Below are 22,651 nucleotides of genomic sequence, written 5' to 3' on the forward strand. Positions count from 1 at the left end.
CGCCGTCCCCGGCCCGTCAGGGCGTGCCGGCCAGCCCGGCCTCGACCGCGGCGATGATGCGCGGGCGGAGGTCGTGCGGCGCGATGACGGCGTCGACCGACCCCACGGTGACGGCGCGCTGGATGCTGTGCACGGCGTCGAACTCCGCGGCCACCTGGCCGAGCTTCTCGGCCCGGACCGAGCTGCGCACCTCGGCGAGCTCGGTGGCCAGGCGGGCCCGCTCGACGCCTGACGCCCCGGCGACCTGCTCCGCCAGCTGCGCGACGCGCGGGTCGGCGGCGGTGCGGGCGTCGACGTCACGCGAGAAGACGACGGCAGCCGCGGGCGCGCCCCCGAGCACCGACGCGAACGACCCCTCGACCGCCAGCACCGTCATGCGCGGGTTCAGCGTCTTGGAGAAGACGACGAACGCGCCGCCGTGGTACCGCGAGACGACCGTGAAGACGATCGGGCCCTCGAAGTTGACGATGGCCCGGCCGATCTCGGCGCCGTACTCGAGCTGGAGCTCACGCATCGACTCCGGCGAGCCGTCGAAGCCGGACAGGTTCGCGAGCACGACGACGGGGCGGTTGCCGCTCGCGGCGTTGATGGCCCGGGCCACCTTCTTGCTCGACCGTGGGAACAGCGTGCCGGCCGTGTACGTGTCCGGGCCGTCGGTGGGTGGGAACCCGCGGCGCGGAACCGGCTTGGACTCGATGCCGATGAGGGTGACCGGGAAGCCGCCGAGGTGCGCGTCCTGGACGACGGCGGTCCCGGCGTCGGCCATGCCGGCCCAGCGCTCGAGCGGCTCGTGGTCCTGGTCGCTGACGGCCCGCATCAGGGTGCGGATGTCGAACGGCTTCTTGCGGTCGGGGTTGGTGACGGCCGAGAAGATGTCGCCGACCGTCGTGAACCCCGACTCGGGCAACGTGTGCGGGAAGAGCGTGACGTCGCGGTGGGCGGGGTCGCTCGTCGTCACGCGGCGCGGGCCGGCCTCGCCGGGGGCGACGTAGGCGTGCTCGTAGTGCGCCATGAGGATCTCGCGGGCCTCGACGAGGTCCTTGGCCCAGTACTGGGCCTGGCCGTTGGGGCCCATGACGCGGTCGTAGCCGCCGATGCCGAAGTTGTCCTCGGCGCTGACGCCACCGGAGAAGTCGAGCGACTGCTTGCCGGTCAGGACCATGGCGCTGTCGGGCGTCATGACGAGGATGCCCTTGGTGTGCATGAGCATCGTCGCCTCGGCGTTCCAGTACGGCTGGGCGCCGACGTTGATGCCGGCGACGACGATGTTGATCTCGCCGCCCGCCTGCGTGAACTCGATGATCCGCTTGAGGGCGCGGGCCACCCAGTCCATGTTCTCGGTACCCGAGTCCATCGAGATGCGGGCGCCGGCCGACAGCGAGTACCACTCGAGCGGCACCTTCATCGCCTCGGCGAGGTCGATGGCGGCGATGACCCGCGCGCACTCGGCCTCGGCGACGGAGCCGAGCGAGCGCAGCGGGTCGCCCGACAGCACGACGCGCCTCACACCCTGCGGGTGCCGCTGCGTCGGCGTCGTGACGACGGCGACGATGATGCCCGCCTTGTTCAGCCCGACGGGACGGTCGACGGGCACGAGGACACCGGTGTCGTCGAGGTCGTGCTCGACGACGGTGCCGCCCTGGCCGGCGATCATCGACTGCAGCTCGTACGGGTAGACGAGACCCCGGCGGCGCGCCCGGACGACCTTCGACGCGTAGTCGTCGAGCGGAGCGAGCGGCTCGGTGGGCGGGGCGCCGACGGCCGCCTCGACGCCCGAGCCCGGCTGGTAGAAGAAGCGACCGGCGATGGGGACCGGCTTCTGGTCCGCGGCGGTGGTGACGTTCGCCTGGACGAGGACCTCCTCGATGCCGGCGCCTGCCGTGAGCGGCGCGATCTTGCCGCGCAGCGCGGTCAGCTGGCCGAGGTCGGCCTCGATGGTCGGCCAGATCTGCACCCACACGTGGTTCATGTCGAGGCGCGAGCCGCCGGGACCACGGGCGGCCCGGACCCGGCGGACGGCCTCGAGGCACTGGGCGATGGCACGCTCGACGTGCGGCAGGCCGGACACCTGGCCGTGCTCGTCGCGGACGACGACGACCTGGCGGACCTGGGCGAGCGCGACGAGGCGTCGGTCCTCGGGGTTGTCCTTGGCGACGCACTCGTAGAGCAGGACGTCCTCGGGGGCCTCGAGGCGCGTCACGTCGAACGCGCTGAGCCGCCACAGGTTGAGGCGGCGGCCGACCATCGGGTGCACCCCGCGGACGAGGCGGTCCTCGACGAGGCGCCCCTCGACGGGCCGGAAGGTGAAGTAGTCGACGTGCCGGTCGGTGCCGCCGCTGACGCACACGGCCACGCGCCGTGTGTCGCGCGCGAACGGCAGCTCCTGGAGCAGCGCCGCGAGGCGGTCGCTCGCCTCGTCCGGCGACTCCGGCTCGTCGGGCCACCGCAGGTAGAGGTCGACGACGGACTGGCTGCCCTCGGGGCGGGCCCAGACGTCGGCCGACACCGCGGTGTCGAGGGCGCTGCCGGGGGTGAGCTCGTCGACGGCACCGATGCTCGAGGTCAGGTGCGTCGGGCGGCCGTCGAGGGTGTAGTCGGCCGTGGCGAACGGGCGGCCGGCCTCGGTGAAGGTGCGAAGGGCGTGCAGCTCGTGCTCGCGGTAGTGCCGCTTGATGAGCACCTCGAGCATCGGCTCGTGCTGCTGCAGGCCGGCCTCGGTGTCGACCGACGCGTGCAGCCGCTCGGCGAGGAACCGGACGATCTGCTCCGGGATCACCGCGAGCTCGTCGACGCGCAGGGAGCGGTCGGGGGCGTCGGGGTCGGCCGCGAGCGCGGCCACCTTGTCACGGACGCCGGCCAGGACGCTCGCGCGCTCGGCGTCGACGAGCGGTTGGTCGAACCAGCGGAACCGGACGCTGCGGGCCAGGTCGCCGACGACCGGGAAGCGCAGCTGGGTCGCGACGACGAGCCGGTCGAGGGCGTCGCGGGCCGCGGCGTCGAGCGGCGCCGCCGGGGCCGGTTCGCCGAGCCAGCGCTGGAGCACCGACGTCGCGAACGCCACCTCGGGGGCCGAGCGCTGCTGCGACAGGAAGATGCGGAACACCGCCTCCTCCAGCTCGGGCGTGCGCTCGACGTCGGTGAGGCCGTAGTGGCGCAGGACGCGGGCGAGCTTGTCGCGGAAGTCGGTCGGCAGGCCGGCTCGGTCCGGGTCGAGGCTCTGCAGGTAGGAGTGGAAGAACTCCTTGGGGCTGTGCACGAGCAGCTCGGTGTGGCGCTCCTCGAGCGCCGGCCGGTTGCGGCTCAGCTCGGCGAAGTCGCTGATGAGGTCGAGGATCGCGATCTCCTGGGCGAGCGGCACGCGCCCCTCGGCCGCGAGCTCGTCCCGCGCGGCGAGGTAGGCGGCGAGCGTGCCGCCCTCGCCGCTGTCGGTGCCGCCGTCGAAGCCGAGGACGGTTGCCGACAGGTCGGCCAGGGCCCGCGCCGCCCGCCGGTCCGCGCCAGCGGTGCCGTTGGTCGGCTCGGGCAGGTCGAGGTCGACGCTCTCCTCGGCGGCCGGTGCGGCGTCCGCGGCCTCGTCGGCGTCCTCGAGGGGCTCGAGGCGCACGAGGGGCGCACCGGTCTCGACCTGGCTGCCGACGCTCGCGAGGATCGCGCGGACCCGCGAGGCGACGGGCGCGGCCAGCACCGTCTCCATCTTCATCGACTCGAGGACGAGCACGGGGGCGCCCGCCGCCACCTCGGCACCGACCTCGACCGGCGTCGCGACGACGAGCGCCGGCGCGGGCGAGCGGACGACGCCGCCCTCGTCCCGCGAGACGCGGTGCGTGACGCCGTCGACCTCGACGAGCTGCACGGGACCGTGCGTGGCCGTGACGAGGCGGTGGCTGCGGCCCTCGACGCTGATGCGCCCGGCGTACTCGTCGATGAGGTCGAGCTCGGCGTCGACGAGGTGCTCGGCGCCCCCGCCGGTGACGGTGACGCGGTAGCGGTGCGAGGCGGTGCGCAGGACGGTGACCTTGTACGCGGTGCCGCGCAGCTTGAGGTCGATGGCGCGGCCGACGGTGTGCTGGACCTGGGGGCGGCCACCCCGGGCGGACTCGAACAGCCGCGCCCGCTCGATGGCCTCGGCGTCCTCGTAGGCCTCGATGCCGGCGGCGACCAGCGCGACGCCGGAGTGCCGGTGCGACACGAGGCGGCCCTCGGCACGGACCCGGTCGATCCACCCGGTGTCGGCCGACCCGTCGACGACCTCGGGCTGGTCGAGCAGGTCGAGGATGAACGACTTGTTCGTCGAGCCGCCCTCGATGACGACGGTCGTCTCGGCCATGGCGCGGCGCAGCCGGGCCAGCGCCTCGTCGCGGTCGCGGCCGTAGGCGATGATCTTGGCGATCATCGAGTCGAAGTCGGCCGGGATCGAGTCGCCTTCTCCGACACCGGTGTCGACGCGGATGCCGGGACCGGCCGGGAACTGCAGCAGGCTGATGCGGCCCGGGCTCGGGGCGAAGTCGCGGTCGGGGTCCTCGGCGTTGAGCCGGGCCTCGACGGCGTGGCCACGCTCGGTGGGCCGGCCCTGCGGGAGGTCGTCGAGGCGCCCACCGTTCGCGACGTGGATCTGCAGCTTGACGAGGTCGGTGTCGGTGACGGACTCGGTGATCGGGTGCTCGACCTGCAGCCGGGTGTTGACCTCGAGGAAGGCGAAGAAGCGCTCGCCCGGGTGGTAGAGGAACTCCACCGTGCCGGCACCGGCGTAGCCGACCGCGACGGCGAGCCGCTCGGCGCTGTCCTTGACCTCCTGCGCCTGCTCGGGCGTCAGGACGGGGGAGGCCGACTCCTCGATGACCTTCTGGTTGCGGCGCTGGATCGAGCAGTCGCGCACGCCGATGGCCCAGGCGGTGCCCTGGCCGTCGGCGATGACCTGCACCTCGATGTGCCGGGCGCCGGTGACGAGCTTCTCGAGGAAGACGACGCCCGACCCGAAGGCCCGCTGCGCCTCGTCCCGGGTGCGCTCGTACGCGTCGGTGAGGTCGGCGTCGGAGTCGACGCGGCGGATGCCGCGGCCGCCGCCGCCGGCCGTCGCCTTGAGCATGAGGGGGTAGCCGATGCGGGCCGCCGCGGCCGTGGCGTCCGCGAGGGTGTCGACGCCGCCGCGGCTCCACGGCGCGACCGGCACGCCGACCTCCTCGGCGATGAGCTTGCTGCCGATCTTGTCGCCGAGCTTGCGCATCGCCTCGGCGCTCGGGCCGATGAAGGTGACACCGATGCGGTCGCACAGCTCGGCGAACGTCGGGTCCTCGGCGACGAAGCCCCAGCCGACCCACGCGGCGTCGGCGCCGGTCGCCCGGAGCGCGCGCTCGAGGACCGTGTGGTCGAGGTAGGGGCGGTTCGCCGCCGGGCCGAGGTCGTACGCGAGGTCGGCCTCGCGGACGAACATGGCCCGGCGCTCGCCCTCGGTGTGCAGCGCGACCGTCTCGATGCGGTGACCGTCCGGGCCCGCCGCGGCGTTGAGGTCACGCACCGCGTGGATGAGCCGCATGGCGGCCTCTCCACGGTTCACGATGGCGATGCGCGAGATCATCGAGTCTCCTTCACAGGGTGCTGACGGGGTGGTGTCGCACCCTGCAGCCTTCCACGCCACCTCGGTGACCGGCGAGTAGAACGGCCGCCCGCGTCGTTCGCCCGCCGTCCCACCCCTCGGGCGCTACCGTCGCTCCCGTGGAGTGGTCGGCGTCCGGCAGCGGCTTCGGTGCGGTGCTCCGACGGCTGCGCGAGACGCGGGCGCTGACCCAGGAGGAGCTCGCCGGCCGGTCCGGCGTGAGCGCCAAGGCGATCGGGGCGCTCGAGCGCGGGGAGCGGCGACGTCCTCAGCCGCACACGGTCCGTGCGCTCGCGGACGCGCTGCGGCTCGACGACGCCGAGCGCGCCGGGCTCGTGCGGGCCGTGCCGGCCCGGGTGAGCCCTCGGAGGCGGAGACCGGCGCCCCGCCCGCGTGGGTCCCACCGGCCACCACCGGTCGGCTCGCTCCGGCCGCCGTGGCGCCGCTCTTCGGCCGGGACGAGGACCTCGTCCGCCTGGAGGGGCTGCTGGCGGGGCAGCGTGCGCGGCTGGTGACCCTCACCGGCCCTGGTGGCGTCGGCAAGACGCGGCTGGCGACGGAGGTCGCGACGCGCGTCGCCGACCGCTTCCCCGGCGTCGTCCGGCTCGTCGACCTCGCGGCCGTCCGTGAGCCGTCGCAGGTGCTGCCGCACGTCGCCGTGGCGCTCGGCGTCGTCGAGCAGCCGGCCGGGACGGTCCCGCTCGTCGAGCAGGTGGCCGCCCACCTCGCCGACCGCCGCGTCCTGCTCGTCCTCGACAACGTCGAGCAGGTGACCGGGTGCGGGCCCGGGCTCGCCGAGCTCGTCGCGCTCGCGCCCGGGCTCACCGTCCTGGCCACGAGCCGCGCGCCCCTGCGGGTGCGCGCGGAGCAGGAGGTGCCGCTGGCAGCGCTCACCCTGCCCGTGGCCGGGGACGGGCGTGACGTGGCGGACTCGCCCGCGGTCGCGATGTTCCTCGACCGGGCGTCCGCCGCGGGCGCGCACACGCTGCGGGACGGCACGGCGCCTGCGACGCTCGCCGCGATCGCCCGCCACCTCGACGGACTCCCGCTCGCCATCGAGCTCGCCGCCGCGGCCACCCGCGTGCTGCCCGCCGACGCCCTCCTCGCCCGGCTCGAGTCCGGCAGCGCCGACGTCGGCGTGCCCGGTCCACGCGACCTGCCGGACCGGCAGCGCAGCATGTCGACGGTCCTGGACGGCAGCGTCGAGCTGCTCGAGCCGCGGCACCGGGCCCTGTTCCTGCGCTCCGCCGTCTTCACCGGCGGGTTCTCCCTGGACTGGCTCGAGGCCGTGGAGGCGGGCGTCACCGGCCGTCCCGGCGACGCCGCGCTGCCCGGTGCGGAGCTGCCCGGTGCCGCGCTGCACGGTGACGCCGCGCTGCCCGGCGTGGCGGCCCTCGTCGAGCAGGCCCTCGTCCTGCCGGTGCCCTCGCCCGACGGCACCCCGCGGTTCCGCCTCCTCGAGCCCGTCCGGCAGTACGCGATCGCACGGGCGCACGTCGAGGGCCACGCGCTCGCCGCGGCCGAGGCGCACGCCGTCCAGGCGCGCGAGGTGGCCCTCGCCGCGCACCGCCGGCTCTGGGCCAGCGACGTCGGGCCGGTGCTCGACCGCCTCGATGCCGACCACGGCAACCTCCGGGCAGGGTTCCTCCGGCTCCTCGAGCTGGACCGCGTCGCCGATGCGGCCGACCTCGCCGGCTCGCTCTGGCCGTACTTCGCGATGAGGGGACGGGTGCGCGAGGGACTCGAGTGGCTCGACCGGGCCGCGGGCGCGGGCACACCGTCGGCGGTCGCGCGGGCCGCCGTCGGTCGGATGGGCCTGCTGCTCGTCGTCGGTGACGTCGTGGGCCTGCGCCGGCTGGGCGAGGTCGCGACCGGCCTGGGCGACCGGGCCGGCGAGACCCTCCTCGTCGTCGAGGCCACCCTGCTCAGCGGGCTCGGCGCGGTGTTCGCCGGGGACCTGGTCCCAGGGGAGCGGCTCCTGGCGCAGGCAGAGGGCCGCGCCGCGGACCTGGGCGGTGAGGAGGGCGGCGACGGCGACCCGCGCCGCTGGGTCCGGCTGCACGTGCAGCTCGGCCGTGGGCAGGCGGTCCTGCTCGCGGGCGACGCCGAGGCTGCGACCGGACTGCTCGAGGAGGCGGTCTCGGCGGCGAGAGCGCTCGGCAACGAGTTCGGCCTCGCCACCGCGCTCAACACGCTGGCGACGGCCCGACAGCACGCCGGTGCGGATGCCGACGCAGCGGCCCTGCTCGGCGAGTCCCTCGCCGTCTCCTTTCCGCTACGCCTCGCCTGGACGCTCGGGTATGCCGTCCCGGAGATGGCCGGTGTGGCCGCGCGGTCGGGACGACCCGAGGCCGCAGCGTTCCTCTTCGGGGCGGCCGCCACGCTCGGTGACGCGACGGCGGTGGACCCGCACTACCCGCCCTCGCGCGCCACGGTGGACGCCGGGCTGGTCGCCGCCCGGACGCGGCTGGGTCCCGACGAGTTCGCCGCCGCGTGGGAGGCGGGTCGGACCGCGACCCCGGAGGAGGTGGGCCGTTTCGCGGCAGAGGTCGCGGAGGCGATCAGCTCCCCAGGCGAAGCGCACGTCAGCCCCGGACGCGGCTGACGAAGCGTCGGTACTGCCGCGCGCCGACCGTGCGCACGAGCAGCCGGACCGGCAGGGGCAGCTTCGCGAGCATCGCCCGGCGCTCCTCCGGGGTGCACTCCTCCAGCAGCGCCCCGAAGAGCAGCGGCAGCTGGGACCGCGTCATCTTCTCGATCCCGTGCTCGCCGAGGCTGTCCCACTCGGCGACGGTGACGTACCGCAGGCACAGGGGCAGGATCTCGCGCTCCTCGAGGTCCAGGTGCTGGGCGAGGTCGGCGGCGAAACGCTCGAGGACGTCGGCCAGCGCCGCGCCGCGGGCCCGGGTGGGTGCCGCCTCCCAGGTGGGCAGCAGGTGCTCGACGCGCTGGAGGTGGTCCTCGATGCCGTGGTGCTGCGCCTGCATCGTCTCGACGAGCCCGGTGGAGGGCGCGGCCCGCTCCAGCAGCGCGGGCCACAGCACCGCGTCCTCACCGGTGTGGTGCATCTCGAGACCGGCGAGGACGAGGCGCGCGGCCCCGGCCACGGTCCCGGCCCGTTCGACGTCCCCGTCGGCGACCTGGCGGACGAGCCCCGGCAGCAGGCGCGTCTCGCGCCGGAAGGCGCGGTGGACGATGACCATCTCGTGGACCCAGGGGCGGTCCGACGTCGGGGTGGTGCTGAAGGTGGTGGCGCTCACGATCGAGCCCTTTCGCTGGCGTGGTGCTGACCTGTCCAGCGTGGGCGGCGGGTGCGGCACACCCCAGCCACGGCGGCTCCACAGCGCACCCACACCACCTCCACGCACCACGCACCACGCCCGAACGAGCCGGAACGAGCCGGCCGCTGCCGGACCTCGTGCGCGACCCGGTGCCCGGACGTAGGTGCCGGACGACGGTGCCGGTGGGTCGGTCAGGCGGACGCGAGCTCGGCGACGACGGCCCGGACCATCCGCCGGCCGTGCTCGGCCATCCGCGGGAAGGTGTGCCGGTAGTAGTCGACGCCGGTCAGTGACGGCGCGAGCGCCCAGCCGCACGCCCGGAGCCAGGTGGCGTCGTCGGGGGCGACCGCCTCACGGTACGCGTCGCGGGCGGCGCCGGTGAACGTCCAGAGGGCGGCGGCGACGTCCGGGGCGGGGTCGCCGACCCCGAGCCCGCCCCAGTCGATGACGCCGACGAGGCGGCCCGCGTCGACGACGAGGTTGCCGGGCTGCAGGTCACCGTGGATCCACACCGGCGCAGCGTCCCAGTCGGGCGCGGCGAGGCAGGTCTCCCAGGCGCGTTCGGCGGCCCGGAGGTCGAGGCCGTCGTCCTGGTCCTGCAGCCGCCCGAGCGCTCCGCGGACGGCGTCGTCGACGTGCCGCAGCGGCGCGCCGCGTGAGCCCGGTTGCCGGGAGGGGCCGCCGGTGGCGTCGACCGCGTGCAGGGCGCGGGTGAAGGCAGCCAGGTCGCGCGCGAGCGGCACGTCGTCGGAGCCGAGCCGTGGCGGCGTCGTGCCGCGCAGCCACGGCACCACGGCCCAGGCCCACGGGTAATGCCCTCCCGGGTGACCGAGGTGCGCCGGCACCGGGACCTCGGCAGGCAGGTGCGGCGCCAGCCCCGGGAGCCAGCGCGCGTCCGACGCGGCCTGCCCAGCCGCGTGGGCCACCTTCGGCATCCGCACCACGAGGTCCTCGCCGAGCCGGAAGAGCACGTTGTCCGTGCCCTCCACGTCGTCGGGCAGCGGCGTCACCGGCCGCCCGGCCCACTGCGGGCACTGGTCCTCGACGAGTCGGCGCACCAGCGCGGGAGTGGCCCGGACCTCGTCGGCATGCATCGGCACCCGGCCACCCTAGGCGCCGACGCCTCCGACGGGCGAACCCTTTGCGTCCCGAGCGGGGGTCGGCCGCGGGCCAGGACCGTCGGCGCCGACGGATAGCGTTGCGGCCCGTGACCACGATCGACGACGTCAGGCAGGCCGTCCGCACCGCGAGCGAGGTGTCGCTCGACGTCGTCCTCGGGCCGATGAAGTCGGGCAAGAGCCTCGAGCTCATCTCCCTGCTGTCGCCGTTGCAGTACACGCGCGTCAGGCACCGGGTCTACCAGTCGGCTCGGCACGTGCGCGACACCGGCGTCACCTCGCGCAGCGGCGGCGTCCTCACGACGACCAAGACCCTCGCCCTCGCCGAGGCGCTCGACGCCGAGCTCGACCTCGTCGCCGTCGACGAGGTCCACATGTTCGACGTCGCCGACATCGAGGTCGTCGGCCAGCTGCTGCGTCGCGGCACGCGCGTCGTCGTCGCGGGCATCGACCTCGACCACCGCGGCGAGCTCTTCGCGCCGGTCCGGGCCCTGCTCGAGCTCGGACCCGACGCCGTGACGTACCGGCGAGCCGTGTGCGACGTGTGCCGCGACTTCAGCGCCACCCACACCCAGGTGCTGCGTGGTGGGGTGCCGTTCCTCGACCGGCTCGGCGGACCGGGCGGATCGGGCGGATCGGGCGGCACGCAGGCCCTTCCGGACGACGGCACGTTCTCCTACGAGGCACGCTGCCGCACGTGCTTCGTCCGCCCGCGCGACTGACGGCGCTCGTCATGGCGCTCGCCGTGGGCGCCCGAGGCTCCCGCGGCGTCACCGGATGACGACCACGACCCCCGCGCCTGCGCGACGCTCAGCAGGCCCGACGCGTGCACCGGCCGATGGTGGTCGTCATCCGGAACGGCGGCGCGCGGCCCGTGTCCACGGCGCACGCGACGACGCGGCCGCTGTGCGCACGTATCAGCGCGGCGCGCTCGGGCCACTGTCGGTGATGAGCGACGACGTCGTGTTCGTGCACGGCACCCCGGTGCGGGTGCCGGGCGGTGAGTGGCGCCGCGGCGAGGGCCCGCGGGTCGTCGTCCGCTTCGGTACGCCCGTCGACGCCGGGCTGCGGGCGGCGCTCGCCAGCGCGGGTGTGACCGTCCGGTTCTGGTGCCCGCCGTCGGGCGCGTGCGTCGACCTGCCCGACGCGTCGGGCCCGCTCGAGGACTCCGTGCCGGGAGCCGTCGGTGCCGTCCCGTACCGGGCCGCCGACTGCACCCGCGAGGTCGTGCCTCCCTCGGTGGCCGGCCCGGACGTCGTCGACGTCGTCGTCTTCGAGCGGGCCGAGCGCGACGCGGTCGCGCGACGGCTCCGGGACGCCGGGCACCGGGTGCTCGCCCAGGACCGGAGCAAGCTGCGGGTGCAGCTCGCGGCCGGAACGACGCGGGCCGACCTCGCCGCGGTCGTCGGCGTCAAGCTCGTGACGACGCCGCGCCTGCCGCACGTCCTCGACGACCCGCTCGACACCGCCGTCGGTGCGAGCCTGCCGCGGCACGACGGTCTCGACGGCAGCGGCGTCGTCGTCGGCGTCGTCGACACCGGCCTCGACTCCGGACGCCTCGACGACCTGCACCCCGACCTGCGCGGCCGCGTGGCAGGCCTCGTCAGCCGACCGATCGACGCCAGCTGGGACGCCGTCGCGGTGCACCCCGGTGCCGACGACGGGGCGGCCGACACCAACCGCGGCCACGGGACCTTCGTCACCGGGACCGTCGTGGGCACGGGCGCGGCGAGCCAGGGGGCCAAGCACGGGGTCGCCCCCGGCGCGCGCGTCGTCGTGCAGGCCATCGAGCAGTACGTCGATGCAAAACCCCTGCAGGAGAAGGCCTTTCCGGACGGCTACTACCTGGCCGGCCGGCCCCTCGACCTGCGCGACCTCTTCGAGACGGCCGCCGGGCAGGGCGCACGGGTCCACGTCAACGCGTGGGGCGACGCCGTCGCCGGCGCGTACACCGACGACGCGCACGAGGTCGACCTCTTCCTCGCCGAGCACCCCGACCACCTCATCCTCTACGCGTCCGGCAACCTCGGCTCCGACCCCGACGCCGACCGAGCGCCCGACGGGACGACCGTCTACTCGCCCGCCTGCGCGAAGAACGTCCTCGCCGTCGGCGCGACCGAGGGTCCGACGGCGGGCGTCGGGGAGCGTCGGGGGTGGGCCGCCTTCGAGAACGCGTCCCGCCGGTATCCCAACCCCGCCGACCGCGTCGACCCGGTCAGTGGCGAGCCCGACCGCATCGCGCTGCTCACCTCGACCGGCCCGACCCCGGACGGACGCCGCAAACCCGACCTGTGCGCCCCCGGGACGAACCTCGTGGGCCTGCGCAGCCTCGTGTCGCCGGACATCGGCAACGGCATCGCTTCGCCCCAGCCGTACTACTGCTACCGGTCGGGCACGTCGATCGCCGTCGGGGTCCTGGGCGGCGGCGCAGCCCTCGTGCTCCAGGGCTGGCAGCGGACGCGTCGGCGCCCGACCGGCCTGGGGCTCAAGGCGATTCTCCTCATGGGCGCGGCGCCCGTGCTGCGACGTGGCTCGACGACCGGGCAGCGCGAGGACCCGCAGGTGTGCGGCTGGGGACGCCTCGACGTCGCCGGCTCGCTGCCCTCGGGACCCGCGCACGTGGCCTGGCTCGTCGACACCGACGCCGACGCCCTCGACACCGGTGACCGACGCGCCTGGACGCTGCGGGTGCCGCCCGGTGGAGGTGCGGTCCGGGTGGCGCTGGCCTGGTACGACGCGCCCGACCCGCGCCTCGTCGACGACCTCGACCTGGTCGTCGCCACCCCCGACGGCACGACGTGGTGGGGCAACCACCCCGACGGTGCGCCGGGCCGACCGGACACCGTGCACACCGTCGAGGTCGTCGACCTGCCGGCCGCGGCCGAGGGGCTGCACCGCATCGAGGTCGCCGGCAGCCGTGTCATGACCGGGCCCCGCCGGTTCGCGCTCGCCGTGCGCGCCCCGCGCGGCAGCCGGCTACGGCGCACATCCGGACGTATCACCCCACCGCCGTCCTGACTCTGACTCCCACGGGGGCACGGGTCCGCCCCCGTGACGGTCTGCGAGGCAGACCGGCCACGCACAAGGCAGGAGCCACATCATGGCTGAGACGAAGACTGCGCCGCGCGCCCGCCGCACCTCGGCACGCCGTCCCACGACGGCGTCCCCGGCGGCGAGCGCATCGGCATCCACCGGCGGCGCCGACGGCGCCAACGGGTCGACGTCGTCGCGAACGTCGACGGCGCTCACCCGACGCGCGACGCGTCCCGCAGGCGGGGTCGCGCTCGACGACACCGTGCCGGCGGGCGCCGTCACGACGCCCGCCGCCCTCGGCGCCGACGTGACCGACGAGCTCGGCCGCGTCGCCCCGACGTTCGGCAACGTCCTGTCCTCGATCGGTCTCGGCGTCGCCACGTCGCAGACCGCCCTCGACAAGGGGCTCGTCGACAGCGTCAAGGCGCTCTCGGACAAGAGGGTCAAGGTCGTCACCGACGTCATCCAGACGCTCGACGACGACGGCCTGCCCGACCTCGATGCCACCGAGCTCGTCACCTCCGAGGTCTCGGTGCTCAACTTCATCACCCCGACGGTGCACGAGTGGAAGTTCGTGCGCCTCGCGATGGACCTCGAGGTCGGCGAGATCGACAACACCCAGGCCATGACGTTCAAGCGCGAGCAGGTCTCGATCGGCTCGAACGCCGTCGGCATGTTCTGGGGCTTCCTCGGCTGGTTCGACACCCACGACGAGTCGAGGACGACGACCGTCACGTCGAGCTCCGAGCAGGAGGTCGACTGGTCACAGGGGCAGGTCCGCGTCGACGCGCTCCTCGCGCCGCGCGAGGCGGACGGGTTCACCCCGCCGGCCAACGTCGACATCGGCCCGCGCCTCTACTTCTCGCAGGGGTCGGTCACCGACACGACGGCTGCCGGCGTGCGGACGCGCTCGGTCAAGGTCCGCATCAAGGTCCTCAAGGCGTCCGGCGCCGTCAACCCGAGCAAGAACCTCGTCGTCGAGGCGACCGGGCTCGGGATCAGCTTCACGACGGGTGGTGGCTTCGGCGGCAGCACCACCAACACGGACGGCGAGGTCGAGGTCACCCTCTCGCGCGTCGTCCCCGTCGGGGCCACCGTCACGCCCCGCCAGTTCCCGGTCACCGCCTCGCTGGGGCAGGTCCGCCAGAGCAGCCAGGTCACGCTCTGACGCGTCGCAGCAGCGACGCGCGGAGCCCCCACCACGAGGAGCACACCATGAGCATCATCCCGGTCGGGGCCGGTACGGCCCCGCTCGACATCCCCAACTCCGACGTCAGCGACGAGCTCGCGCGCGCCGGGACGTCCTTCGGCGACCTCGTCGCGGGCGTCGGCCAGGCCGTCGCCACGACGCAGCGCAAGCTCAACGACACCGCCGTCACGACGACGACGGCGCTCGCCGAGACCACCGTCGACGTCCTCGCGGTCCAGGAGACCGTCTACGACGACGACGGCAACATCGACGAGTCGGTGTCGCACGAGCAGCGCCTGCCGCTCATCACCTTCATCGACCCCGTCCTCTACCAGTGGAGCCAGGTGCGCCTGCAGGGCAGCTTCGTCGCCAGCGAGCTGTCGGCCGGGGCATCGAGCACCTCGACGACCACGACCGACAGCGACGGGTCGAGCCAGGGCGGCCTGTTCGTCATCCTCGGCGGCGGTCGCACGTACCTCGACTACGACCGCACGACGACGACGGGCACGAGCGAGGTGACCTCCGACGTCTCCCGCGGCCGGATCCGCATGTACTCGGAGCTGACCCCGCGGCACGACATCGGGGTGCCGAAGCCGCGCCAGGCGGTCCAAGGGCCACGCCTGGCGGTCAGTGCCGGCGAGATCATCGACATCCCCGCGGCAGGCGGCACGCCGGCCCAGCGGACGATGCAGGTGACGGTCGAGTACTTCCGCCGTGACAGCACGCCGATCGCGGGCAAGACCATCTCGATCGAGACCTCCGGCGTGCCGTTCGAGTACGTCGGCGGCGTCGACCAGACCGACGCGGACGGCACCGTGCAGATCCTGCTGCGGCGGACCTTCCTCGACGAGACGGCGGACCGCTCCCCGGTCGAGTCGATTGTCTCGGCGCGCATCGGCATCGTCTCCAACGACACGACCGTCGTCTTCTGACGGCCGCGACCGCCATGGGCAGCAGCAGCCCGGCCGCGGAGCTCGGCGACCTCGTCGCCGGGCTCCTCGGCGCGGTCGTCGACGCGCAGGCGACGATCGACGCCGATGCGCAGGCCCGCACCGGCGCGTGGCTCAACGACCCTCCCGGGGACGTGCCGGTGCCACCGCCGCTCTGGTTCACCGTCGGTTCGACGGCCCTCGAGGTGCAGCTGGCGGCGCGGGTCTTCGCGACGGTGCCGGGGCGGCCGAGCCTGCTCGTGCGCACCGCGAACCCGGTCGACGCGGCGCTCCTGGGCTACGAGGCCGCGACGCAGATGCGGCTCCGGGTCGTCATGGACGCCCGGCCGCGCAGCGTTCTCCCGCCCGGCCCGCCCGTCGCCCCGCCCACCGACCCGGCCGACCCGGCCGACCCCGACCCCACCCGGCCGCGCAGCGCTCTCCCGGCCGACCCCGATCCCACCCACTGAACGCTCCGACCCCTGGAGGACGATCCCCGTGACCGACATGACCGACCACGGCACGCTGCGACCCGGCACGGCGACCCACGTCGGCACCGCGACCACCGGCCCGCTGTCCGGATCGCCCTCCGGATCGCTGTCCGGGTCGCTGTCCGGGTCGGTGCTCGTCGGTGCCGTCCTGCGCCCGAGCACCACGGTCATCCGCAACGACGGCGTCCTCGGCATCTTCCGGCCGGTCGACTCCATCGAGGACGACAGCGACCGCAAGCTCGTCGAGGACCTCGCCGCCGAGGTCGCCCGGCTGCAGAAGGAGAACGACGCCCTGCGCGCGCAGGTCGCGTCCCTGCAGGGCGAGGGCCGCCACTACGACGAGCTCGGCACCGCGATCGCCAACGCCACCGACCAGCTGCAGCGCCAGCTCTCCGAGTCCTCCAACGGCGTCACCCGCTTCGCGCTGCGCGAGGTGCAGCTCGACACCAGGGTGAGCCTCGACCTCGACGAGCTCGGCAACCTGCGCTACCGCTTCCCGACGCCGGGGGCCCCGGAGGACGCGTCGGTCGGGCGGCTCGCCATGACCATCGTGCCGATCCCCGTCGAGAACGCCGAGGCGGCGTCACTGCTGCGCCCGTCGGTGCCGCTCGAGACTCTGCCGTCCGTCGACGCGGCGGGCCGCAAGGCGCTCGCCGCCGCGGGGCTCTTCCGCGCCGGCGACCTCGTCAGCGTCGGCTCGCGCGCCCGCGTCGCGACCGAGCTGCAGCGCCGCCTCGGCGTCGACCGGGCGACGCTGCGTACCTGGGTCAGCGAGGCCGAGCTCGTGACGCTGCCGGGCGCCACGGGCAGGCACGTGACCGTGCTGCGTGCGGCCGGTTTCGACTCGCTCGCGGCCGTCGGTGCCGCGTCGGTCGAGGACCTCGTGGCGCGTTTCGACGAGGCCGCCGGTTCCGTGCCGGGCGCCACGCCGCTCGACGCCGAGCTCGCCGCGCAGTGGGTGGCCGCGGCCGCCGCGTCCCGACGCGGATAGACGCGTCGGCCGGCCGGTCACCGGGTACGGGGTCGACATGAGCGACGACACCGGCTACGACGCCGAGCAGGACCAGGACTCCGAGCCCACGATGACGGCCCCCGAGGAGGGCCGCCCAGACGGCTTGGACGCGCTGCATCCCGACCAGGGGCAGTCCACGTCAGCCGTGCCCGACGAGGATCGCGAGGCCGGCGGCCAGCCGCCGGAGGACACGGACGCGGAGGTGCTCGAGGCCCAGCAGGAGGAGAGCCCCGCCGACGAATGACCGCCGACGAGTGACCGCGGCGGACTCACCACGGCCGAGCCACCGGATCCGAGGTCACCGCCGCGTGACCGGCGTGGCCGACCGGGGCGCGGCGGTGGGTCCTAGGTACGCAGAGGGTGACGGCGCGGCGGGGTGAAGTCGACGAGGCCGAGGTGCAGGACGCCGCCCGTGGGCGCGGCGTAGCGGCGACCGAGCCGTGGACGTGGCCGGCCCGGCGGTGCACCGCAGTCCGGTCGCGCACCGGGTCGGACCGACGGCCCGGTCGAGAGGACCGGACGAGCCTGACCACCTGAACCGGTCGGCTCGGCCCGGCTCCCGGTATGGGAGGTGCGGCGCATCGGGCCGATGGGGCGCCCGAGCCGCGTCGTGAACTCCAGGTCCTCGGGGGCAGCAGGGTCGCCCACGACGGTGAACTCGCCGCGGTGGTGCGCGTCGTGGTGGAAGGGGCACAGCGACAGGAGGTTCGCCAGGTCGGTGGCACCGCCGTCGCGCCAGTGGACCAGGTGGTGGACCTCGACGAAGGCGGTCGCGCCGCAGCCCGGAAAGCGGCAGCCGCGGTCACGGTCGTCCACGAGGACCTTGGTGCGGTGGGGCACCACCCGCTGACTGCGCCCGACGTTGATGGGGCGGCCCTCGGTCGTCCACACCGGTGTCAGGTTGCCGTCGCACGTGAGCCCGTCCACGACGCCTCGGGGCAGGCGCGGCGTGCCGGTGAGCCAACCCCCGTCGGTGTCGAGGAAGACGTGGACGCGGTAGCGCGAGCGTCGCCCCGGCGTCGCGCCACCTTCCAGTGACCGCTCGGCCATGAGGGTGAGCGCGTCGGCCCACGTGACGCCGGGGTGTCCACCGGCGGCCTCGTCGACGAGGAGAGCCGGAGTGCTGTCCTCGCTCGACCCGGCGGTGTGGAAGAGATGGTCTCGGGCCTCGCGCAGCGCTGCCTCGACGAGGGCCCCGATCTCCGGTGGGGCGTCGTAGCGCAGCCGGAACCGGCCCTCTTCATCGGTGCCCATGGACAGCGACGGCGGCGCGACCGGTGCCCGACGGGACTCGGCCTGCTCGGAGGGCTGGATCTCGCCCTCGGTGTCGAACGTCTCCGGCTCGAGCGTGAAGTCGTAGCGGCTGACGGTGCGGTGCAGCGGGGTGACCGTCGCGTGCGTGGCGAACTCCGCAACCGTCGCGTCGAACTCGGGCGGGGTGTGCCGCGCCACCACGGCCGCCTGGTCGAGCGAGAGCCGACCGTCGTGCAGGGCAGCCGAGGTCAGTGGCAGCTCGCCGGCCCGGCGCGCGATCAGCACGATCGCCCGCGCCTGGCCGCGCGAGAGGCCCGCCCGCACCATGAGCCAGTGCTCGGGCGAGCGGATGCTGGAGGCCTGCCAGGACCCCTCGGTCAGGGCGTGCTCGACGAGCCGGACGAGGCGCCCGTGCGCGTCGTGGAGGTCGGCGGCGAGGGCCGCGACGAGCTCCCAGCCCGCCTCGATCGCCGCCGTCGCCATGCCCCAATCGTCCAAGTGTTCGAAGCGGCGGCCCAGACTTCTCCACAGCGATGAGGTCGCGCGCGACGCGGCGCCGTCGACCTGACGACGGTCCCAGCACCCGTTGCCTCAGTAGCTTCTCGTGGCGATGGCGTCGACGGACGGCGTCACGGATGACGACCACGATCACCCGATGCGTCGTGGGGCCGAACGTGCCCGGGCCTCCGCGGGCCGGTGATGGTCGTCGTCCGGAACGACGGGACGGCTGCCGAGGCCCCGGCCGTCAGGTCCGGTTCGTCCGCGCGAGGCCGCTACCGTCGGAGCCATGACGGCACCCGACAGCGTCGTCCGGCTCGTCCGGTCGACCGCGCTCACCGACACCGCGCCCTACGCGTACGCGTCGACGACGAACGGGCCCGCTCGCCTCGTCTTCACGGCAGGGGCCTGTCCCCTCGACGCCGACGGGGCCACGGTGGCGCCCGGCGACATCGCGGCCCAGGCACGGCAGTGCATCGACAACCTCGTCACAGCCCTCGCCGAGTCCGGCGCCCGTCTGGTCGACGTCGTCTACACGCGTGTCCTCGTGGCGACGACTGTGCGCGAGGACCTCGTCACCGCCTGGACGGTCGTCCACGACGCGTTCGGCGAGCACGAGGTGCCGAGCACCCTGCACGGCGTCACCGTGCTCGGCTACGCCGACCAGCTCGTCGAGATCGAGGCCGTGGCCGCCCTTCCCGGCGCCTGACTCGGCGTCCGACGCCCGTGGGCGGGCTCAGACGGGCGGGTCGGGCTCGTGGGTGGTGACGATGTCGTTGGCGGCGGCCCATGCCGTGATGTCGCGCTTCTCGATCGCGGTCGCCATGAGGTCGGGGAAGCGGTCGGGGGTGCACGCGAACGCCGGGACGCCGACGGCCGCCAGCGCGGCCGCGTGCTCCGCGTCGTAGCTCGGGCTGCCCGAGTCGCTGAGCGCGAGCAGGGCGACCATCGTCGCACCGGAGGCGACGACCGAGGACGCCCGCCGCACCATCTCCTCGGCGATGCCGCCCTCGTAGAGGTCGCTGATGAGCACGAGGATCGTGTCGGCGGGCTGCTCGATGAGCGACTCGCAGTACGCCAGGGCCCGGTTGATGTCGGTGCCGCCACCGAGCTGCACGCCGAAGAGGACGTCGACGGGGTCGTCGAGCTCGTCGGTCAGGTCGACGACCTGGGTGTCGAAGACGACGAGCCTCGTCTCGACCGACCGCAGCGAGGCGAGCACCGCCCCGAAGACGCTCGCGTACACGACCGACTCGGCCATCGACCCGGACTGGTCGATGCAGAGGATGACCTGGCGCTCGACGCGGTGGGCCCGGCGCGCGTACCCGACGAGCCGCTCGGGCACGACGGTCCGCAGGTCGGGCTGGTAGTGCCGCAGGTTGGCCGCGATGGTGCGGTTCCAGTCGATGTCGGAGTGCCGCGGGCGGCGGGTGCGGGCCGCGCGGTTCAGCGCCCCGGTGACGGCCTCGACGGTCCGCTGCCTCAGCCGCTCCTCGAGCTGGTCGGTGACGGTGCGCACGACGCCCCGGGCGGTGGCGCGGGACCGCTCGGGGATGACGCGACCCAGGCCGACGAGCGTCGAGACGAGGTTGACGTCGGGCTGGACGGCCTCCATGAGCTTCCGGCTCGAGGAGCAGCTGGGTCAGGCCGAGCCGGTCCATCGCGTCGGCCTGCATGACCTGCACGACCGAGGACGGGAAGTAGCCCCGGATGTCGCCGAGCCACCGCGCCACCCGGGGCGCGGACGCGCCGAGCCCGCCCTTGCGCTGCCCGTCGTACAGCTCGCGCAGCGCCTCGTCGCGCTTGACGTCGTCCGCGTCGAGCGACGCCGCGTCGCCGATGCCGTCGGCCTCCTCGCCACCGAGGACGAGACGCCAGCGGGTCAGCCGGTCGCGACGCGTCGGGGTGACGCTGCCGGTCGCCGGAGCGCCGGCCTCCGGCGTCGGGTCGTCGTCGCTCATCGCGGGCCCCCCACGGTCTCGAGCCCGAGCAGGCGGGCGACGGTGGCGACGGCCGGCGCCGCACGCTCGAGGTCGACGGATGCCGGGGCGTCCTCCGCATCGGCGCGGCCGCCCGTGCCGAGCGCGGTCAGGTGCCGGCCGATGAGCCGGCGTTCGGCCTGCTCGTACCGCGAGAACGTCCGTCGGACGAGGGGCAGCAGGTCCTCGAAGACGGCGTCGGGCACGCCGGCGAGCCAGTCGTCGATGAGGGCGAGGAGCGTGTCGTCGGTGACGAGGAGCAGCGCCTCCCCCGTGAGGAACCCGTCGACCCAGGCGGCGGTCGCCGGTGCGCTCGCGCCGGTCGACAGCCGTCGGCTCAGCCGGCCGGCGGCCTCGTCGCGCGCCAGCTGTCCGGCGTCGAGCAGGAGGCGGTTGGCGCGTCCGCCCACGGCCCCGTGGATGCTCTCGTCGGCGGCGACCGCGGCCAGGGCCCGCTGCCACGGCTCGCGCAGGTCCGGCAGGTCGAGGAGCGCGACGCCGCGGTCGGCGGCCTCGACCGCGGCGCGCATCGCGGCGGCCGCGTCGTCGTCGAGCGACGCGCACGCCGACCGCAGGCCGACCGAGGCCCGGACCACGACGGTGCGCAGCACGTGCTCGACCTCGCCGACGTCGACGCCGCGCACGTCGCCGTAGCGGCACGTGCGGGCCAGCGGCTCGACGGTGTCGAGGAGGGCCCGGGTGTCGTGCTGGCGGGCGGTGCGGTCGGCCAGAGCCGCGACGACGGCCCGCAGCGCGCCGGGCAGCTCGGCGAGGAGGCACTGCTCGACGAGGGCCCCGAGGCGGCCGAGGTCGTCGGTACTGCCGGCCTCGTCGGCGACCTTGGCCTCGGCGGCGCTCTGCACCGTGTTGCCCCAGAGGCTCGCCTCGACGACCGACACGGCGAGCTCGGGGTCCCACTCCAGCTGCCACGCCTCCTTGAAGGTGCCCGTGGACCGGCCGGCGTCGACCTGCTCGCCCCACGGGACCCCGAGCAGCCGCAGCCGGTGCAGGAGCACCGAGCGAGCCAGCTGCGCCTCGCGCCGCAGGTCCAGCTGCACGGTCGTCGCCGAGGCGGAGGGCTTGAGCCGCAAGGACCTCTGCTGTCGGGCCAGGTCGGACGCGAGGGGCACCATCGGGGTCGAGTCGGGCACCCGACCGAGCAGCTCGCCGACGACGATGCGCCGGTCGACGAGCCGCAGCGGCAGGTCCGACCCGTCGGTGAGCACAGCGCGAGCCGAGTCGGTCAGCTCGGCGAGGCCCACCGACGGGCGGCCTCGCACCGCGGCGAGCGCGTCGGCCAGCCGGGTGGCCTCCACGACGGCGGCCGTCGAGGTGTCGAGGTCCTCCTCGCGCAGCGCCCGCGCCACGCGGACGAACCACGAGGGCACGACCTCGTCCTCGGGCGTGACGAACAGGTGCTGGTACCAGCCGGGTGAGCGGACGCCCGCGCCGTAGCCGCTCGCGTACGCGAGGCGCGCGGCGGTCCACGGCGCCCAGGTCGCGGCGACCTTGACCCTGGGCAGCTTCGCGAGGAGGGCGTTGTCGCGCCCCGCCGGGGGGAACGTGTCGGGGTCGAGCACCGGGGCGTGGAAGGCGCCGCACACGACGGCGACGCGTTCGCGGCCGGCCTTGACCTCCGCACGGATCACCTTGCGCATGAAGGCTTCCCGCCGCGCGTCGTCGCCGACGGTCGTGCCGCCGCGGACGTCGCGCATCGCCTCGCGCAGGAACCGGAAGTGCTCGAGCGAGGACGTGCGGCGGTGCTCGACGGCGTCCTCCCACCAGCGCTCCGGGTCGTCGTACCCGGCGGCGCGGGCCAGCGTCGAGAGCGGGTCGACGCGTTCGCGCACGACGCCCTGGGCCGGCCCCTCCCAGGCGCCGCCGTCGTCGGCGCCGGCATCGTCGGCGTCGCGGTCGCCCTCGGTGGCCTCTGCGGCGTCCCCCACCCCCGGGGCCAGGAAGTGCGCCGCGGGCAGGTCGGCGAACCGGACGGGGACGCCGCGCGCCAGCGCCCACTGGAGCGCCACCCACTCCGGGGAGAAGAGCGCGAACGGGTAGAACGCCGCCCGGCGCGGGTTGTCGACGGCGTAGACGAGGCCGGCGACCGGTGGCACCAGGCCGGGGTCGGCGGCGAGGGGCAGCAGGGCGTCGAGCTCGGGCGGTCCCTCGACGACGACGGAGTCGGGGTCGAGCTCGTCGAGGGCGCGCGCCACCGACCGGGCCGAGCCGGGCCCGTGGTGGCGGATGCCGAGCACCTCGACGGTCATGTCGATC

At 74.8% G+C, this 22,651-nt stretch carries 16 protein-coding genes; 10 read left to right on the forward strand and 6 right to left on the reverse strand.

The genetic code is table 11. The features are described 5' to 3' along the window. Window positions 1-16: 16 nt before the first annotated feature. Complete coding sequence (locus AC1VM9_RS09415; RefSeq protein ID WP_483122434.1) at window positions 17-5,575, reverse strand: ATP-binding protein; 5,559 nt, start codon at window positions 5,573-5,575, stop codon at window positions 17-19. Between the two features lie 137 nt (window positions 5,576-5,712). Between AC1VM9_RS09415 and AC1VM9_RS09420 the strand changes: the two genes are divergently transcribed. Both AC1VM9_RS09420 and AC1VM9_RS09425 read left to right on the forward strand, forming a co-directional pair. Further along, window positions 5,713-6,108 carry a helix-turn-helix domain-containing protein gene (locus AC1VM9_RS09420; protein ID WP_483122435.1) on the forward strand — a complete coding sequence of 132 codons (396 nt, stop codon included), beginning with the start codon at window positions 5,713-5,715 and terminating at the stop codon, window positions 6,106-6,108. Then, window positions 6,030-8,198 (forward strand): ATP-binding protein, encoded by a 2,169-nt coding sequence (locus AC1VM9_RS09425; RefSeq protein ID WP_483122437.1) that lies wholly within the window; start codon window positions 6,030-6,032, stop codon window positions 8,196-8,198. The genes AC1VM9_RS09420 and AC1VM9_RS09425 overlap by 79 nt, the downstream gene beginning before the upstream one ends. Here AC1VM9_RS09425 and AC1VM9_RS09430 read toward each other — a convergent pair. Further along, window positions 8,179-8,853, reverse strand: a complete 675-nt coding sequence (locus AC1VM9_RS09430; protein WP_483122438.1) for a hemerythrin domain-containing protein — start codon at window positions 8,851-8,853, stop codon at window positions 8,179-8,181. The genes AC1VM9_RS09425 and AC1VM9_RS09430 overlap by 20 nt on opposite strands. A gap of 212 nt (window positions 8,854-9,065) precedes the next feature. Next, complete coding sequence (locus tag AC1VM9_RS09435) at window positions 9,066-9,968, reverse strand: aminoglycoside phosphotransferase family protein (RefSeq protein ID WP_483123987.1); 903 nt, start codon at window positions 9,966-9,968, stop codon at window positions 9,066-9,068. Between the two features lie 113 nt (window positions 9,969-10,081). Here AC1VM9_RS09435 and AC1VM9_RS09440 point away from each other — a divergent pair, with 113 nt between their 5' ends. The 7 genes from AC1VM9_RS09440 (at window position 10,082) to AC1VM9_RS09470 (ending at window position 16,890) form a co-directional block, all read left to right on the forward strand. Beyond that, window positions 10,082-10,714, forward strand: coding sequence for a thymidine kinase (locus tag AC1VM9_RS09440; RefSeq protein WP_483122439.1), 633 nt, complete (start codon window positions 10,082-10,084; stop codon window positions 10,712-10,714). 226 nt (window positions 10,715-10,940) lie between these two features. After that, on the forward strand, window positions 10,941-13,010 hold the full coding sequence (locus AC1VM9_RS09445) for a S8 family serine peptidase (RefSeq protein WP_483122440.1): 2,070 nt from the start codon (window positions 10,941-10,943) through the stop codon (window positions 13,008-13,010). 82 nt (window positions 13,011-13,092) lie between these two features. Continuing rightward, on the forward strand, window positions 13,093-14,193 hold the full coding sequence (locus tag AC1VM9_RS09450; protein ID WP_483122441.1) for a hypothetical protein: 1,101 nt from the start codon (window positions 13,093-13,095) through the stop codon (window positions 14,191-14,193). Window positions 14,194-14,240: 47 nt separating this feature from the next. After that, a complete protein-coding gene (locus AC1VM9_RS09455) occupies window positions 14,241-15,146 on the forward strand; it encodes a hypothetical protein (RefSeq protein ID WP_483122443.1) in 906 nt (301 codons plus the stop codon). Between the two features lie 14 nt (window positions 15,147-15,160). Further along, complete coding sequence (locus AC1VM9_RS09460) at window positions 15,161-15,613, forward strand: hypothetical protein (protein WP_483122444.1); 453 nt, start codon at window positions 15,161-15,163, stop codon at window positions 15,611-15,613. 37 nt (window positions 15,614-15,650) lie between these two features. Next, window positions 15,651-16,625, forward strand: a complete 975-nt coding sequence (locus AC1VM9_RS09465) for a DUF4332 domain-containing protein (protein WP_483123988.1) — start codon at window positions 15,651-15,653, stop codon at window positions 16,623-16,625. A 37-nt stretch (window positions 16,626-16,662) separates the two neighbouring features. Beyond that, entirely contained in the window at window positions 16,663-16,890 is a 228-nt protein-coding gene (locus tag AC1VM9_RS09470) for a hypothetical protein (RefSeq protein WP_481346505.1), read from the forward strand. Between the two features lie 101 nt (window positions 16,891-16,991). Here the strand turns inward: AC1VM9_RS09470 and AC1VM9_RS09475 are convergent, their stop codons facing one another. Further along, window positions 16,992-18,383 (reverse strand): HNH endonuclease signature motif containing protein, encoded by a 1,392-nt coding sequence (locus AC1VM9_RS09475; protein ID WP_481346506.1) that lies wholly within the window; start codon window positions 18,381-18,383, stop codon window positions 16,992-16,994. Between the two features lie 304 nt (window positions 18,384-18,687). Here AC1VM9_RS09475 and AC1VM9_RS09480 point away from each other — a divergent pair, with 304 nt between their 5' ends. Next, a complete protein-coding gene (locus AC1VM9_RS09480) occupies window positions 18,688-19,107 on the forward strand; it encodes a RidA family protein (RefSeq protein ID WP_481346507.1) in 420 nt (139 codons plus the stop codon). 27 nt (window positions 19,108-19,134) lie between these two features. Here the strand turns inward: AC1VM9_RS09480 and AC1VM9_RS09485 are convergent, their stop codons facing one another. Then, the gene (locus tag AC1VM9_RS09485) at window positions 19,135-20,013 is read right to left on the reverse strand and encodes a VWA domain-containing protein (RefSeq protein ID WP_483122445.1); all 879 of its coding nucleotides are present in this window, start codon (window positions 20,011-20,013) and stop codon (window positions 19,135-19,137) included. Between the two features lie 342 nt (window positions 20,014-20,355). Further along, window positions 20,356-22,644: a DUF5682 family protein gene (locus AC1VM9_RS09490; protein ID WP_481346509.1), complete on the reverse strand. Its 2,289-nt coding sequence runs from the start codon at window positions 22,642-22,644 to the stop codon at window positions 20,356-20,358. Window positions 22,645-22,651: the final 7 nt, after the last annotated feature.

Source organism: Monashia sp. HAY1-11D, assembly GCF_056868035.1.